Source organism: Leptospira terpstrae serovar Hualin str. LT 11-33 = ATCC 700639, assembly GCF_000332495.1.
In the GTDB taxonomy this organism is placed as follows: Bacteria; Spirochaetota; Leptospiria; order Leptospirales; family Leptospiraceae; genus Leptospira_A; species Leptospira_A terpstrae.
In genome coordinates this window covers 397,701-410,761 of the sequence record NZ_AOGW02000010.1, presented here as the reverse complement: position 1 = coordinate 410,761, position 13,061 = coordinate 397,701, and the positions used below count along the sequence as shown (strand labels likewise).

The 13,061-nt window shown below is 38.8% G+C and carries 12 protein-coding genes; 7 read left to right on the top strand and 5 right to left on the bottom strand.

What is annotated here, in order from left to right; all coding sequences use genetic code 11:
* The gene (gene rsfS / locus LEP1GSC203_RS10345) at window positions 1-366 is read left to right on the top strand and encodes a ribosome silencing factor (protein WP_002974064.1); all 366 of its coding nucleotides are present in this window, start codon (window positions 1-3) and stop codon (window positions 364-366) included.
* On the opposite strand, the gene LEP1GSC203_RS10340 is transcribed toward rsfS, so the two are convergent.
* Window positions 353-2,413, bottom strand: a complete 2,061-nt coding sequence (locus LEP1GSC203_RS10340; protein WP_002973687.1) for a thioredoxin domain-containing protein — start codon at window positions 2,411-2,413, stop codon at window positions 353-355. The genes rsfS and LEP1GSC203_RS10340 overlap by 14 nt on opposite strands.
* Window positions 2,414-2,663: 250 nt before the next feature.
* On the opposite strand from LEP1GSC203_RS10340, the gene LEP1GSC203_RS10335 reads away from it, so the two are divergent.
* The 3 genes from LEP1GSC203_RS10335 to LEP1GSC203_RS10325 all read left to right on the top strand — a co-directional run bounded on the left by LEP1GSC203_RS10335 (window position 2,664) and on the right by LEP1GSC203_RS10325 (window position 6,237).
* Entirely contained in the window at window positions 2,664-4,229 is a 1,566-nt protein-coding gene (locus LEP1GSC203_RS10335; RefSeq protein ID WP_002974438.1) for a TolC family protein, read from the top strand.
* Window positions 4,226-5,407, top strand: coding sequence for a M20 metallopeptidase family protein (locus tag LEP1GSC203_RS10330; protein WP_002974031.1), 1,182 nt, complete (start codon window positions 4,226-4,228; stop codon window positions 5,405-5,407). Before LEP1GSC203_RS10335 ends, LEP1GSC203_RS10330 begins: the two co-directional genes overlap by 4 nt.
* 71 nt (window positions 5,408-5,478) lie before the next feature.
* On the top strand, window positions 5,479-6,237 hold the full coding sequence (locus tag LEP1GSC203_RS10325; RefSeq protein ID WP_002974146.1) for an enoyl-CoA hydratase/isomerase family protein: 759 nt from the start codon (window positions 5,479-5,481) through the stop codon (window positions 6,235-6,237).
* Window positions 6,238-6,259: 22 nt separating this feature from the next.
* On the opposite strand, the gene LEP1GSC203_RS10320 is transcribed toward LEP1GSC203_RS10325, so the two are convergent.
* The 4 genes from LEP1GSC203_RS10320 to LEP1GSC203_RS10305 are packed head-to-tail and all read right to left on the bottom strand — an operon-like array spanning window position 6,260 to window position 10,231.
* The gene (locus LEP1GSC203_RS10320) at window positions 6,260-6,718 is read right to left on the bottom strand and encodes a MarR family winged helix-turn-helix transcriptional regulator (protein ID WP_002973823.1); all 459 of its coding nucleotides are present in this window, start codon (window positions 6,716-6,718) and stop codon (window positions 6,260-6,262) included.
* A gap of 35 nt (window positions 6,719-6,753) precedes the next feature.
* Window positions 6,754-8,073: an aminopeptidase P N-terminal domain-containing protein gene (locus LEP1GSC203_RS10315; RefSeq protein WP_002974448.1), complete on the bottom strand. Its 1,320-nt coding sequence runs from the start codon at window positions 8,071-8,073 to the stop codon at window positions 6,754-6,756.
* Window positions 8,070-9,131: a lipopolysaccharide heptosyltransferase II gene (waaF, locus tag LEP1GSC203_RS10310; RefSeq protein ID WP_002974317.1), complete on the bottom strand. Its 1,062-nt coding sequence runs from the start codon at window positions 9,129-9,131 to the stop codon at window positions 8,070-8,072. The genes LEP1GSC203_RS10315 and waaF overlap by 4 nt, the downstream gene beginning before the upstream one ends.
* Window positions 9,131-10,231 carry a thiolase family protein gene (locus tag LEP1GSC203_RS10305; RefSeq protein WP_002974234.1) on the bottom strand — a complete coding sequence of 367 codons (1,101 nt, stop codon included), beginning with the start codon at window positions 10,229-10,231 and terminating at the stop codon, window positions 9,131-9,133. The genes waaF and LEP1GSC203_RS10305 overlap by 1 nt, the downstream gene beginning before the upstream one ends.
* Before the next feature lie 78 nt (window positions 10,232-10,309).
* On the opposite strand from LEP1GSC203_RS10305, the gene bfr reads away from it, so the two are divergent.
* Genes bfr through LEP1GSC203_RS10290 form a run of 3 tightly spaced genes read left to right on the top strand, consistent with a single transcriptional unit; the run spans window position 10,310 to window position 13,058 of the window.
* Window positions 10,310-10,786, top strand: coding sequence for a bacterioferritin (gene bfr, locus LEP1GSC203_RS10300; protein ID WP_002974241.1), 477 nt, complete (start codon window positions 10,310-10,312; stop codon window positions 10,784-10,786).
* Window positions 10,768-11,916, top strand: coding sequence for a THUMP domain-containing class I SAM-dependent RNA methyltransferase (locus LEP1GSC203_RS10295; protein ID WP_408605601.1), 1,149 nt, complete (start codon window positions 10,768-10,770; stop codon window positions 11,914-11,916). The genes bfr and LEP1GSC203_RS10295 overlap by 19 nt, the downstream gene beginning before the upstream one ends.
* The gene (locus LEP1GSC203_RS10290; protein WP_002974024.1) at window positions 11,913-13,058 is read left to right on the top strand and encodes a hypothetical protein; all 1,146 of its coding nucleotides are present in this window, start codon (window positions 11,913-11,915) and stop codon (window positions 13,056-13,058) included. Before LEP1GSC203_RS10295 ends, LEP1GSC203_RS10290 begins: the two co-directional genes overlap by 4 nt.
* Window positions 13,059-13,061: the final 3 nt, after the last annotated feature.

Sequence of the window (13,061 nt, the reverse complement as noted above, 5' to 3'; positions counted from 1 at the left end):
ATGCCGAATATCAGTGCTGAGACATTAGAACACCTCAAAAAAATTAAACAGACATTAATTGATAAAAAATGTGAAAATATCCAATTTTTGGATCTAAAAGATGTACATAGTTATTTATCCTTATTTGTTCTGGCGACTGTGAAAACAGAAACCCAAGGAAGGTCATGCGCCAAAGACATTGATAAGTACATGAAACCTTTAAAACTTGCGGTAAAACGCCAGAACCTAGCGGACCTTCCCAAAGATGCCACAGGTTGGATCCTTCTCGATTACGGCGAAATTTGTGTACATATTATGACTGACGAAATGAGAACCTATTATTCGTTAGATCGCCTTTGGGGTGATGCGGCTCCTATTGCTGTATAAGAGCGAGAGCATCTTTCCAATTGTCTTTTGGCAATTCGCAAGTAAAATTTCGACAGACATAAAATGCCATACCGGAACCTGCACTCCTTTCCATAAGAAGATCTAATTCCGGTGCTAAAACTTTTGACTTAGTTTCTTCTAAAACCAACCAGACGAGATTCGGATCTTTTAGTTTTCCTAATTGATTTCGGATCGATTCTACTTCTTTCACATCTTTGTCTTTGTATACCACAAGCACTTCTTTCGAAGGGTATTGAAATTTTTGAAACGCGGAAATCATAGAAGGATAACTCAAAGAGTTTTGAGTGAGTTCTGGCAGAAAGTACGCAAAAATCGAATTGGCCTTGGATAACAAATCCTTTTCTTTATATCCGAGTGAATGTAAAAGATGGAACAGATGTAAGATGGTAGAATTTCCAGAAGGTTCCACTCCATCATAACCTTCTATCGTTCTGACAATTAAATCTTCATTTCCATGATAGGATTCGTAAAAGGGACCAGCTTCCGATGCAAAATGAGAAAACAAATATTCCAATGATTTTTTCCCTTTTTGGTAAGCCTCCAGATTTTCATCCAATTGAAAAAGTTTGAAAGAAACCCAAAGAAATTCTGCATAATCAGAAAGGGTTCCAAAGTATTTGGCCTCTCCTTCTCGGTAACGTCTGAGGATTGCTCCGTCTTCTGCAACTAAATACTTAGTTAGGAATTCATATACTTTTTTGGCATCTGCCAAATATTCCTTTTCTCCAGAAACCTCATACGCAGAAAGAAGAGCTCGGATCCAAAGGCAATTCCAGGAAGTTAATACTTTATCATCACGTAAAGGTCGAATCCTTTGACTGCGTTCTGCGAGTAATTTTACCTTGGCTCTTTGCAATTTTTCTATAAACTCTGGTTTGAATAGAATTCCTTCAACAAAAGGATTTTTTCCCTTCCAATAGAGATTTAGGATGTTTTGGTGTTCAAAATTACCTTCTTCCGTAACATTCCAGAATCCTTGTATTTCTTCGTCTGGAACTAAAGAGATAAATTCCGCATGTTTCCATAGATAAAATTTCCCTTCTTCTCCTTCCGAATCAGCATCTTCGGCACTAGCGATGCCCCCAAATTCTAGAGTCATATCTCTTCGAATATAGGTCACAATTTCTCGGATACTATCTAAAAAGAAAGAATCCCCAGTCGCTTTATACAATGAAGAAAGTGCTTCCACAAATAAGGAATTATCATACAACATTTTTTCAAAATGCGGTACAAGCCATTCATGGTCTGTCGCATAACGGCAAATTCCACCCCCCACTTGGTCGTAGATTCCTCCGAACTTCATGGCATAAGCCGTGTTAAAGGCCATCTCTAAGGCTCGAGGTTCATTTTTTCTTAAATTGTATTCCACAAGAAAACTTAAAGCCATACTCGGTGGAAATTTATTCACAGTATTGGTTTTGAATCCAAAAAACTCTTTATCGTACACTTGGAGGTATCGTTCAAAATTATGTTCAATGATTTCGGTTCCAGGAACCTTGCCTTCATTAGTTCTTGTTTCGTTATCCCGTAAATAATTTGTCAAATCTTCAGCAGCGGAGATAAGTTCTCCCCTTTGGTTTTTCCATGCATCCGAAACCAAACGGAGAACTTCCTTGAAACTACGTTTTCCGTAGCGATTTTCAGGAGGAAAATAGGTACCTCCGAGGATGGGTTCTTTCTTTGGAGTAAGAAACATATTGAGTGGCCAACCACCTTGGGTTCCCATCGCATGTAAGGCATCCATATAAATTTTATCGATGTCTGGGCGTTCTTCTCTGTCTAACTTGATGCATACGAAATCACGGTTTAAAACTTCCGCTGTGGAATCATCTTCAAATGATTCCCGTTCCATCACATGGCACCAGTGACAAGTGGAATATCCAATGGACAAAAGGATGATTTTATCTTCTTTTTGGGCTTTTTCGAAGGCCTCCGTTCCCCAAGGAAACCAATCTACGGGATTGTGTGCATGTTGTAACAGATAAGGACTTTTTTCATGAACCAGACGATTCGGTTTTTTCGACATATTTGCCACATTGCTCTCCCAGAAACGATCGTTTCTCCACGTAGCTTTTTACATTTTAGGTTGATTGACAACATTGATTTTTTCATCTTGTCTGAGTAAGGGGTTTAAGAAGTTTCCATTGAATCATAACATTTTAACAACCCCAGGTTTTTTCATAAATTCTCGAAAGTTGACCAGTTGGTTAATATCTTTTAGTCTCCTTGGTTTCCCCGTTTTTGCGGAGTCAGACTTTGAAGACGATGTGAAAAGGATGCAACTTTCCCAGTGGGAAAACGGCAATACAATCCCAGATTCTCTCCAGTCAGCTGGGAATGGTCCTAAAAAACTTCGCCTAAGCATTACACAAGCAATCGAACAAGTTATAGAAAACAATACCATTGTTCAAAATGCAAAATTAGAAATTGTGAAAGCGGACAGTCCCGAATGGAAAAACGAGTCCAAATATAGTTGGAAGGCTTTGGCAAGTATCCAATCCTCCAAACAGTTGTTTCCCGATAACCGAAATAACATCTTTGCGGGAACAATTCGATCCCAAGACCGAATCTCGGCAGGAATCGAAAAACAATTTAAAACCGGAACTTATTTCAAAACAGAAATCAGTACGATTCGTTATGACGTAAATGCTTTTGAAAATCCAAATTCACAAACAGCTGGGTTTGGAAGTTTACTGGCAGCTCCACCAATGTATACGGGAGCTCTCTCAGCCATCCTTTCGCAAGAACTACTCAAATATGGATTTGGGAAAAACGAAGCCGACAAGGAAAAACTTCTCAAAAACCAAACCTTACTTGTACGAGAAAACTATATCAATATCTTAACACAACTGGTAGTGAAGATTCTCGTTGATTACTGGTCACTCAGCATTGTGGATTCGCGAATTGCGACTTACGAAAAAGTTTCAAAAAATACGGAAGAAATCCGACGTTTGACTTTACGTAAAACGGGTCTTGGACTTTCCGAAGGATTTGAAGTCAACCAATGGAACCAGGCATATTTACGCACTCAGTCCCTACTTGAAAAAGCAAAAGTGGACCGAATTGAAGCGGAAAGAAATTTAGTTCGCATTCTCAATGTGGATACAGGTTCTTCCATTGAAGGAGTCACAGACTTAAGCGAAACTCTACCGACAGAAATCAATTTGAAAGCTGACAAAGAGTATGCACTTTCTCGTAGAACGGATTACCTTATCCTAAAGAGAGAAAGAGAAATTGCGAAACTTGCACTAAACACTGCACTAGCAGAAGATGATCCTTCCCTGCTTGCCACGTTTTCTTATAGCTCCATTGGACAAAATTTCAATTCTCCTCAAGACAATTTCATTGCTCGCCAAAGGGGAATCACATCTTTCAATCATCCACAAATTCTGGCTGAGTTAAAGATGTCTTATCCTCTTTGGGATTTAGGAATCAAAGCGGGAATCCGAGATGCAGAAACCAATCTCAAGATAAATGAGATGAAAATCCAAAACTTGGAACAAGAAATTACCCAAGAAATTGACAATCGTCATGAAGCCCTCATTGCAAGTCATGCCCTACTCAAAGACTTAATGAAAACTCGGAAAGAAACTGAAATTTTTTATAATGGGCTTATGGAAAGGTTTCGCCAAGGTCGTTATACCGCTGTTAACGTAAAAAATGCTCTAGATAGTTTGGCAAATGTGGAACTAGCTGTGACACAAGCTAAGATCAATTTTAATATCAATTTAGTTCGTTATGAGTTGGCAAAAAATTCTCTTTTTGAGAAATATGGACTCGATCTCTATTCCATTTTGGAAGAAGTCGAAAAGAGAGCCAAACAAGAAACTGACAAATTATGAAAGCCTATCCTAGTGTGCGAAAAGAGGAAATGGTTCGTTACAGACGGACCTTCCACCAATTCCCTGAGCTAAAATATGAAGAAAGGGAAACTGCCTCTTTTGTGAAGAGCCATTTGGAATCTCTTGGTTTTCAAGTGGAATCAGGAATAGCTGAAACTGGGCTTGTGGCACTTTTTGATTCAGGCATTCCAGGTAAAACTGTCCTTGTCCGTGCGGATATGGATGCCCTTCCTATCCATGAAGAAAACACTCACGAATATAAAAGTAAAACCCCCGGAAAGATGCATGCCTGTGGCCACGATGGACATACGAGCATTCTTATGGCGCTTTCTTCTGAACTAAAAACCGCATTTTCTGAATTTGTTCCGAAAGGGCGAGTCCTCCTCTGCTTTCAACCTGCAGAAGAAGGAGGGTCTGGAGCCGACCGAATGATTGCTTCGGGAATTTTAGATCGATACAAAGTGGATTCGGTTTTTGCTCTACATGTTTGGAACCATATTGATTTAGGAAAAGTCGGAGTTGTGAACGGAACCATGATGGCTTCTGTGGACGAATTCAAAATCACTTTGAAAGGAACTTCTGGGCACGGGGCTATGCCACAACATACAGTAGATCCTATTGTTGTGGGTTCTCACTTAGTCACTGCCTTACAAACACTGGTTCCGCGTAATGTAGACCCCCTAGAGCCCTGTGTGGTGACTGTGGGATCCTTCCATGCAGGCAATGCATTCAATGTGATTCCAGAAACTGCCACCCTCCATGGAACCGTCAGAACTTATTCGAAATCAGTGTATGAAATGATTCCCAAACGGATGGAAGCTCTTGTTTCTCAAGTAGCCGCAGGATTTGGTGCTAAAATTGAGTTTGAATACAACCGGATCGACAAACCCACAATCAACGACCCTACTATGGCTGATATTGTCCGGACAGCGGCAAAGAATGTTTTAGGAGAGGATTCTCTCACAGAAGAAAACACCAGAACTATGGGTGGGGAAGATTTTTCCGCCTTTCTTATGGAGCGTCCCGGTTGTTATTTTTTTATCGGTTCCAGAAACGAATCCAAGGGACTTGTGCACCCGCACCACAGTTCATTTTTTGATTTTGATGAAGATGCTCTTCCCATTGGACTTTGTGTCATGAAAGAAGTCATTAAAACTTACCTCTTAAATTCCAAATAAAGAAAATTACTCTTGTCCTTTTAAATACCCGTTTTATTAGTTAGACATCTAACCATATTTTGAGGAAACAAATGATTTCATTCGAAGAAGTAGACGGAACCGGTTTTATCCAATTAGGCATCAATGACAAGAACAGTTTTTCTAACGAATCGTTTTTGGCATTGAAACAGACAATCCAAAAAGCAAAAGATTCTAATTCCAAAGTCATTGTTTTAAAAAGTAATTCTCCTGGTAGTTTTTCTCTAGGACTAGACCTAACTACTGTCAGCACCATGGATATGTCAAAAGATCTTGCGCCATTCCTAAATTTGTTTTATGAAAACTTAAAAGCTCTATACACCCTTCCTGTTCCAACGATTGCCGAAGTATCGGGCCATGCTTTGGGTTACGGGGCGATGTTGGCCCTTGTATGTGACTACAGATTTTCTACAGAAGACATTCGTTTTGGATTACCAGAAGTGAAAATTGGAATCCAAGTTCCTTCCTTTATTTATGCTTTGATGGGAGAAGCGGTTGGATACGATGCTGCCAAAAGGCATGTTTTATTAGGTGATGCTTTCAAAGCGAAAGAGATGCCCACTTTGTTTGAAGAAATTGTTTCAAACGAAGAAGACTTAAAGAAAAAATCTAAGTCATTGCAAACTAAACTCAAAAAAAACTCTCTTTCTGCAATGAAAGATACGAAATCTGGAATTTTGAATGTACAAAAAAATCTATTAGCACTGATTGAAACAGACATCAAATCCACAATCCAAAGTATCCAATCCAAAGATGCACAGGAAGGAATTTCCGCTTCCGTACAAGTGAGAAGGCCTGTCTTTACTTCTTAAATAATTTAAAGAAAAGGAGATTTTAATTTTCTTTTTTATTTCGGATGTGTTTGTAAATCTCTTCGAGGATAGGATATAAAATATCCTCGTTTTCTTTTGAAATACCCCAAGTTTGTAAGGAAAGAAGTTTGGCAGAAATCGTAACAATCTTCTGCCTAATTTTTTTCCCCTCTTTTGATAACAAAAGAGCCCATTCTCTTCCATCACTCGGCGAAGGATTTCGTTCCACGAGACCTTCCTTCACCAAACGATTTACAAGTACAGTGCAAGTAGGTTTCGTTTTTTCAATGGTTTTGGCTACTTGTGTCATATTGATGGGAACAGAACTTCGCAAAAGAAAAGTTAGAATTTCAAAATGCGATGTTGTAAGACCTGGGTATCCCAACTTTTCCATTTCTAAACGGACAATTTCGGCAATTTCAGAACTGATCCGGTCAAAGTAACGAACTGATCGAAAACGTTTTGGTAATTCTCTCGTCATAAAATGAAGTTTTGGTTTTTTCTATTCATTTTTAATTAAGCCTTAAGAGCTTCAATATCAGAAATTTCTTTCGGTATTGATTCGGTTAAGTTGATGGGTGATTTTCCATGAATTAAAATATCATCTTCGATACGAATTCCAATTCCTCGAAATTCTTTCGGGATAGAATCATCTGCGGGATCAAAATACAAACCTGGTTCCACCGTTACCACCTGACCGTCTTTAAGTGGTCTAGATTTCCCTTCTAAAAAATACCTACCCACATCGTGAACATCCATTCCCAGGTAATGACCTGTTCTATGCATATAGAACTTTCGATAACTTCCCTTTTGAATAATTTCGTCTAAACTTCCTTTTAAAAAACCCATTTCTCTTAAACAATCCGCGAGGAATCGAACTGTTTTTTCATGCACTTCATTAAAAGGAATTCCAACAAAGGAATTATGAATCGCATTTTTTTGTGCATAAAGGACAATTTCGTACACTGTCTTTTGGGCTTCGGTAAATTTTTTTCCCACAGGGAAAACTCGAGTTACATCAGCAGTATAATAATTCCATTCAGCTCCGGAATCCACTAGAACCAAATCCCCGTCTTTTAAGATATCATCGTTACTTACATAGTGGAGGATGCAGGCATTTTTTCCTGCGGCCACAATATGCCCATAGCCACCTCCAATGGATCCATACTTTAAATATTCCTGATCGAGAAGTGCTTCCAGTTCATATTCATACATTCCCGGTTTGCTTTCTCGCATAATGCGCATATGACCAAGTTTTGTAATTTCGGCTGCATTTTTTAAAAGGGATATTTCTTCTTTAGATTTAGTTAACCTTTCTTCATGTAAAAAATTTGGATGTTCGATACGGTGAGGACCAAACTTTCCTTCTCTTGCCCTTTCGGATAGATTACGACATTCTGTGATTAGTTCCCGGTCACGATCTGGGTTTTCACCAAAAAAATAATAGAGTGTGTGATTTCCTATTAGAATTGCTGGTCTTTCTTTTTCCCAGTCCGATAGGTCATAAGTAAAATCTAAACCTAACATAGATTTAACTTTTTCTTTCCCAAGTCGAATCCCAGTCCAGATCTCTTTTTCTTTGTCCTTTGGCAAACAAAACATTCCTACCACTTCACTTGTGATGACTAGGATGGAGTCTTCTTCTGTAATTCCTGTTAAATAATAGAAGTCAGAGTTTTGACGGAATTTATATTCTACATCTCTGTTTCGTATCTTATGGCTTGCAGCAAAGAGTAAAAATATCTCACCTTTTTTTAATTTCTTTTGGATGTTTGTGATCCGACTGCGATACAACTTTGCATTATATTCTTTTGTTTTTTTATCAGGTAATTTCATGATTTGATGACTTCCTCTAGGGCTTCAAAGATACGGACGGGGTTTTGGTCCATCATACAACGAAAATGTCCTTCCGGACAAATCCGACCTCCATGGATTCCGCAGGGCCTACAATTTAGACCCTGTACTTCCATAATTTTATGTCGATCCGAAAGACTTCCGTAACCAAAAGCAGGTATGGTCGCTCCATACAACATCACAGTGGGTGTATTAAATGCAGAAGCAAAATGTATCGGACTGGAATCATTAGAAATGATCGCTTTGGAATTTTCTATCCAAACCATTAATTCTTTTAGATTTGTTTTACCGACAAGGGATAACAAACGACTGCGTTCCCTAAGTTGTAATGGTTCGGTTTTCATTAGCCTAAAGATTGTATTTTCGATTTCTAAGTCTGCTTTGCTTCCAATGAGAATGACTGTTTCTTTTCTTTTGCGAAGGATCTGGGTAATGACACTCACAAATTTTTCTTCTGGCATTCTTTTGGTTTCCCAAAGAGAAGATGGTGCAATTAAAATAAAACCTTCTTCATTGGATAGGATCTCTTTCTTTTTTGTTAAAAAGGACTCTTCTTCGATTGGGCCAGGAAACAAATAAGGCCTTCTTTCTCTTCCACTTGGAAAATCATAGGATTCAAATAATAAGGAAAAAAGTTTTTCAACTTCGTGAGGTCCTTGTTTTGGTCTTTGTACTGTCTTTGTATGTAAAAAAGAAAATCCAGATTCTTTGTACCCAATGCGGATTGGTGCTTTGGTAAGGTAAGAAAGTAAACTGGACCTAAAGGAAAAGTGAGCCGAATAAACCTTATTAAAATTTTCTTTTTTTAACAAACCAGCAAAATGCAAAAAGGCAAAAGGATTTTTTTTGATCCGTTTTTTATCCAAAGACCAAACTCTTGTTAAATCTGGATTATTGTCCAATACAGACTCTGTACCTGCATTCACGAGTACATGGACTTCTGCTCCTGGATGTTCTGTTTTTACCGCATGGAAAAACGAAGTAGATAGGATCAGGTCTCCGAGGAAGGCTGTTTGGATGATCAGTATTTTTTCGGGCATCACGCTCTTTCTAGTATCGACACAAAGTTGTTAGTAGCAAGTCCACCTATACTTTGTGCAATTGCCAACCGCTTTTCCGGCCATTCCTCAAAGAACCGGCAAAGTTCGACAATTTGTGCAAGTCCCGAAGCACCTACAGGATGGCCCCTGGATTTGAGTCCCCCAGAAGAATTGATGGGGATTTTTCCTTTTGGATGGGTGAGCCCTGCTTTCACCTGAAAAAGTGCCTCACCTCGTTTGAAAAAACCTGCATCTTCTGCCCCGACCAGCTCAAAAGGAGTGAATGCATCATGTAATTCGGCAAAATCGATGTCTTCCGGCGAAACACCTGCTTCGTCATAGGCCTTGGCAAAAGCAATACGATTCGAAAGAAAACTTGGTTCTGCAGAAGAAAGAAAAGGAGCCGTTCCTGAACCCATCCCTTTGATAGAGATTGCACTTGGATCTTTGGAAAGAACTAAGGCTGCGGAACCATCGGAAAGTGGTGAGATATCATACAATCCTAAGGGACTTGTAATCATAGGTTGGGATTTATAATCTTCCCAGGTTAGGTTCTTTTTGATATGTGCCTTGGGATTGAGTAAACCGTTGTCATGGAGCTTTTTTGAAATCGCAAACAGATCATCTTCTTTATATCCATAGTCAGTTAAATACTTTCGGGTGATCATTGCACCACCCTGTGCCATGGACATTCCCAGTGCTCTTTGTGCATCAGAAAGAACAGAACCTAACAAAAGATTACTTTCATCGCGACTGAGTTGGGACATGAGCTCTGTTGCCACGACCAGACCATGATCGAATCTTCCACTGAGAATCAAATTCACTCCCAATTGAAAGGCAGCAGCACCAGAGGATGAAGCTGTTTCCATTCGAACTGAATACAAATCACGCAGTCCAAGTCGACTGGGAAGTTTTGCAGATAAGTGGTATTCTTTGTTATAAGAATCTGGAGAAAAACTAGCATAAATGATAAACTGAATTTTGTGAGATTGAAACTCATGTACAGATTGTTTTGCGGTCGCAAAGGATAAATCCAATTGGGATCCTTTGTGTTTTCCGAATACACTCAATGAGGGATTGTGAATGTAAACTTTCTTCATACGAATAGAGTTTACGCTTGCCTATTCTATGAAAACCAATTATCTTTCCATTTGAACAGAGAAAATGAGGCCACCCATATGAAGGGAAAGAAAGAAGTAATCGACATTTTAGCGGAAGTTCTTACCGCAGAACTAACAGCCATCAATCAGTATTTTATTCATGCAAAACTCTGTAAAAACTGGGGATATTTGGAACTTGCGGACTACCTCAGAAAAGAATCCATCGAAGAAATGAAACATGCAGACGAAATCATAGAAAGGATTTTGTACTTTGATGGAATTCCAGACTTGCAAAAATACTCAAAAATCAACGTAGGTCAATCTGTTCCAGAAATGTTGGATCACGATTTACAGTTGGAATATGGAGCTGTAGAAAGACTCAACCGAGGCATCGATATTTGTGTCGCTGCAAAAGACAATGGAACCAGAGAACTGCTAGAAAAAATCTTAGTTTCTGAAGAAGAACACATTGATTGGATCGAAACTCAAAAATCCATTATTGAGTCCATCAGCATCCAAAATTACTTGGCTCAAAAATTAGGAGACTCGGAATAAAACCTACACACCCTACCTACCACGCCATTTGCGGAGAGGGTCTTTCTCCGCTTTTGGAATCCGAGTTAAAATCGCATCGCCTTAAAATTGACAGTTCCAACCGCGGTGGAGTTTTCTTTTCCGGAAAAAAAGAAGATGTCATTGATTTTGCCATTCATACAAAGTTTGCCTCAAGAATTAACTTACAACTTTTACATGACAATGCAGATGATTATGATGAATTTTATGCCAAAGCAAGTGAACTTCCTTGGGAAAAATACATTGGACCTGAAGTTAGTTTCCGCATTGATGCAGAAACCAAAGATAAATTAAGAAACTCTGAATTTACAATGCATCGAATGAAAGATGCAGTTCTCGATAGACTTCGTAGTAAAAAAATCCCACTTCCAGAAATTGAAAAACGTATGGCTGATATCACCATCGTTGTTCGTTCCCACACCGACAGGTTTAGTATTGAACTTTCCTTTTCGGGAGATCCTGTGGGTCGGCGCGGCTATCGGTTGTTTGCCGGCAATGCACCAGTACGGGAACCCATTGCACAAGCGATGTTGGAGATCTCTGGTTGGAAAGAAGGAAATACTCTAGTGGATCCAATGTGTGGATCAGGGACCATTCTCATTGAAGCAGCTCTTAGAGAGCGCCTGTATGGCGAAATCAATCGGTTTTTATTTGCTGAATCACCCGTATTCCAAATTTTATTTCCTACTTATGTTTTTTCCGAGAAAAAAAAAGAAAAACCAGAATCACCTCACCTATTTGGATTTGATGTAGATCCAGAAGCCATACGCATCGCAAAAGAAAATGCTTATGAGGCGGGTGTCGAAGACTTTGTAACATTTGAAGTAGGCAATTGTTTAGAACTAAAAAACAGTTTTGGAAACAAAGGTCATGTTATAACAAACCCTCCTTATGGGGACCGAATTGGAAAACCCATGGAAGATTTACGAGAGATGTACTTTCAATTCGGTAAGGTCATCAAAAACGAGTTTGGTGGTTGGAAGTTTACCGTTCTTTCGGCTGATTTTTCTCTACTTGGAAAATTTGGTCTCAAAGAAAATTCTCACCTAAGTTTGAAACATGCAAATTTGAAAGCAAAAATTGTGGATTACGAAATCCGTGGAGGGAAATGAATTCAAAAGACGTACTGAGTCGAGTCTTTGAAATCACAAGGGATCCAAGAGATGGACTTCTTTTCTTAAAGGAATTTCAATCTCTTTCCCCTGAATCCTTTGCTATTTTATATGCAGACTCAGAAACTATATTTGAAAGTTCGGAAGCACTTTTCTCCGACTTAAAGTTACTCTACCAACTTGATTTATTTCCTTTTGTTGTTTTAGAAGTGGATAGTTTCCAATATCTAAAAGTTTTTTTTCCTTTAGAACAAATGAATGCAGAAGGAGAAAGAAGTTTAGGTTTTACCTACCAAGTGGTGGACCGAAACCAACCGTTAAAAGAAGCAGTAACCGAAAGCATACGTCAAAAAAAAATTCCCATTCTTCTCTGGGATGATGATTCGGAAAAACTTTCTGCACTTTTGGATCGATGCAGGTCCATTCTACATTCCTCTAAAGTGATTTATGTTTCTATCGATGGTCCACTCAAAGACCCCATTACTGGAAAAGTAAAATCCATTTTACAAAGAGAATCTAGTTTTCCTTTACCAGAAGGAATGACTCTCTCTAGATCACAAGAAGAGTTCGTAAACCTTTCGGAAGATTTATTATCAAAAATCGAAGATCCCAAATTTAGTATTGTACTTACTTCCCCTTTCACACTTCTTACAGAACTTTTTACTGTTAAGGGAAGTGGAACTCTCGTGAAACGAAAAAACAAAATCAAAGTATGTCATACCACAGAAGAGGTGGATATGAATCGGGTGTTCCAACTGATCGAAGAGTCCTTTGGCAAACCCTTAAAACCAGAATTTTACAAAACAAAATTTGATGTTTTATTTTTAGAAGAATCTTATAGAGCCTGCGCTTGGATGCAAAAAACAGAACATGGATATTTACTTTCTAAGTTTGCTGTGAATGGTGTGGCAAGAGGTGCAGGAGTGGGAAGAGATATTTGGGATCAAATTCTTACCCATTGCCGTCCTCTATTTTGGCGAAGTAAACCAGACAACAATATCAATAAATGGTATATGTCTGTAGCCCAAGGAATTGAAAAAGACGAAAGTTGGTATTACTATTGGCTTGGGCTCGATAGATCCCTGATTCCTGCCACCATACAAACGTTAAAAAAACAGCCGGAAGATTTTTTTTCTAAATAACCA

What these genes read in the sequence shown, in the direction of transcription:
- rsfS (WP_002974064.1), top strand. Translation starts at nt 1, where the DNA reads ATGCCGAATATCAGTGCTGAGACATTAGAACACCTCAAAAAAATTAAA.
- LEP1GSC203_RS10340 (WP_002973687.1), bottom strand. Translation starts at nt 2,413, where the DNA reads ATGTCGAAAAAACCGAATCGTCTGGTTCATGAAAAAAGTCCTTATCTG.
- LEP1GSC203_RS10335 (WP_002974438.1), top strand. Translation starts at nt 2,664, where the DNA reads ATGCAACTTTCCCAGTGGGAAAACGGCAATACAATCCCAGATTCTCTC.
- LEP1GSC203_RS10330 (WP_002974031.1), top strand. Translation starts at nt 4,226, where the DNA reads ATGAAAGCCTATCCTAGTGTGCGAAAAGAGGAAATGGTTCGTTACAGA.
- LEP1GSC203_RS10325 (WP_002974146.1), top strand. Translation starts at nt 5,479, where the DNA reads ATGATTTCATTCGAAGAAGTAGACGGAACCGGTTTTATCCAATTAGGC.
- LEP1GSC203_RS10320 (WP_002973823.1), bottom strand. Translation starts at nt 6,718, where the DNA reads ATGACGAGAGAATTACCAAAACGTTTTCGATCAGTTCGTTACTTTGAC.
- LEP1GSC203_RS10315 (WP_002974448.1), bottom strand. Translation starts at nt 8,073, where the DNA reads ATGAAATTACCTGATAAAAAAACAAAAGAATATAATGCAAAGTTGTAT.
- waaF (WP_002974317.1), bottom strand. Translation starts at nt 9,131, where the DNA reads ATGCCCGAAAAAATACTGATCATCCAAACAGCCTTCCTCGGAGACCTG.
- LEP1GSC203_RS10305 (WP_002974234.1), bottom strand. Translation starts at nt 10,231, where the DNA reads ATGAAGAAAGTTTACATTCACAATCCCTCATTGAGTGTATTCGGAAAA.
- bfr (WP_002974241.1), top strand. Translation starts at nt 10,310, where the DNA reads ATGAAGGGAAAGAAAGAAGTAATCGACATTTTAGCGGAAGTTCTTACC.
- LEP1GSC203_RS10290 (WP_002974024.1), top strand. Translation starts at nt 11,913, where the DNA reads ATGAATTCAAAAGACGTACTGAGTCGAGTCTTTGAAATCACAAGGGAT.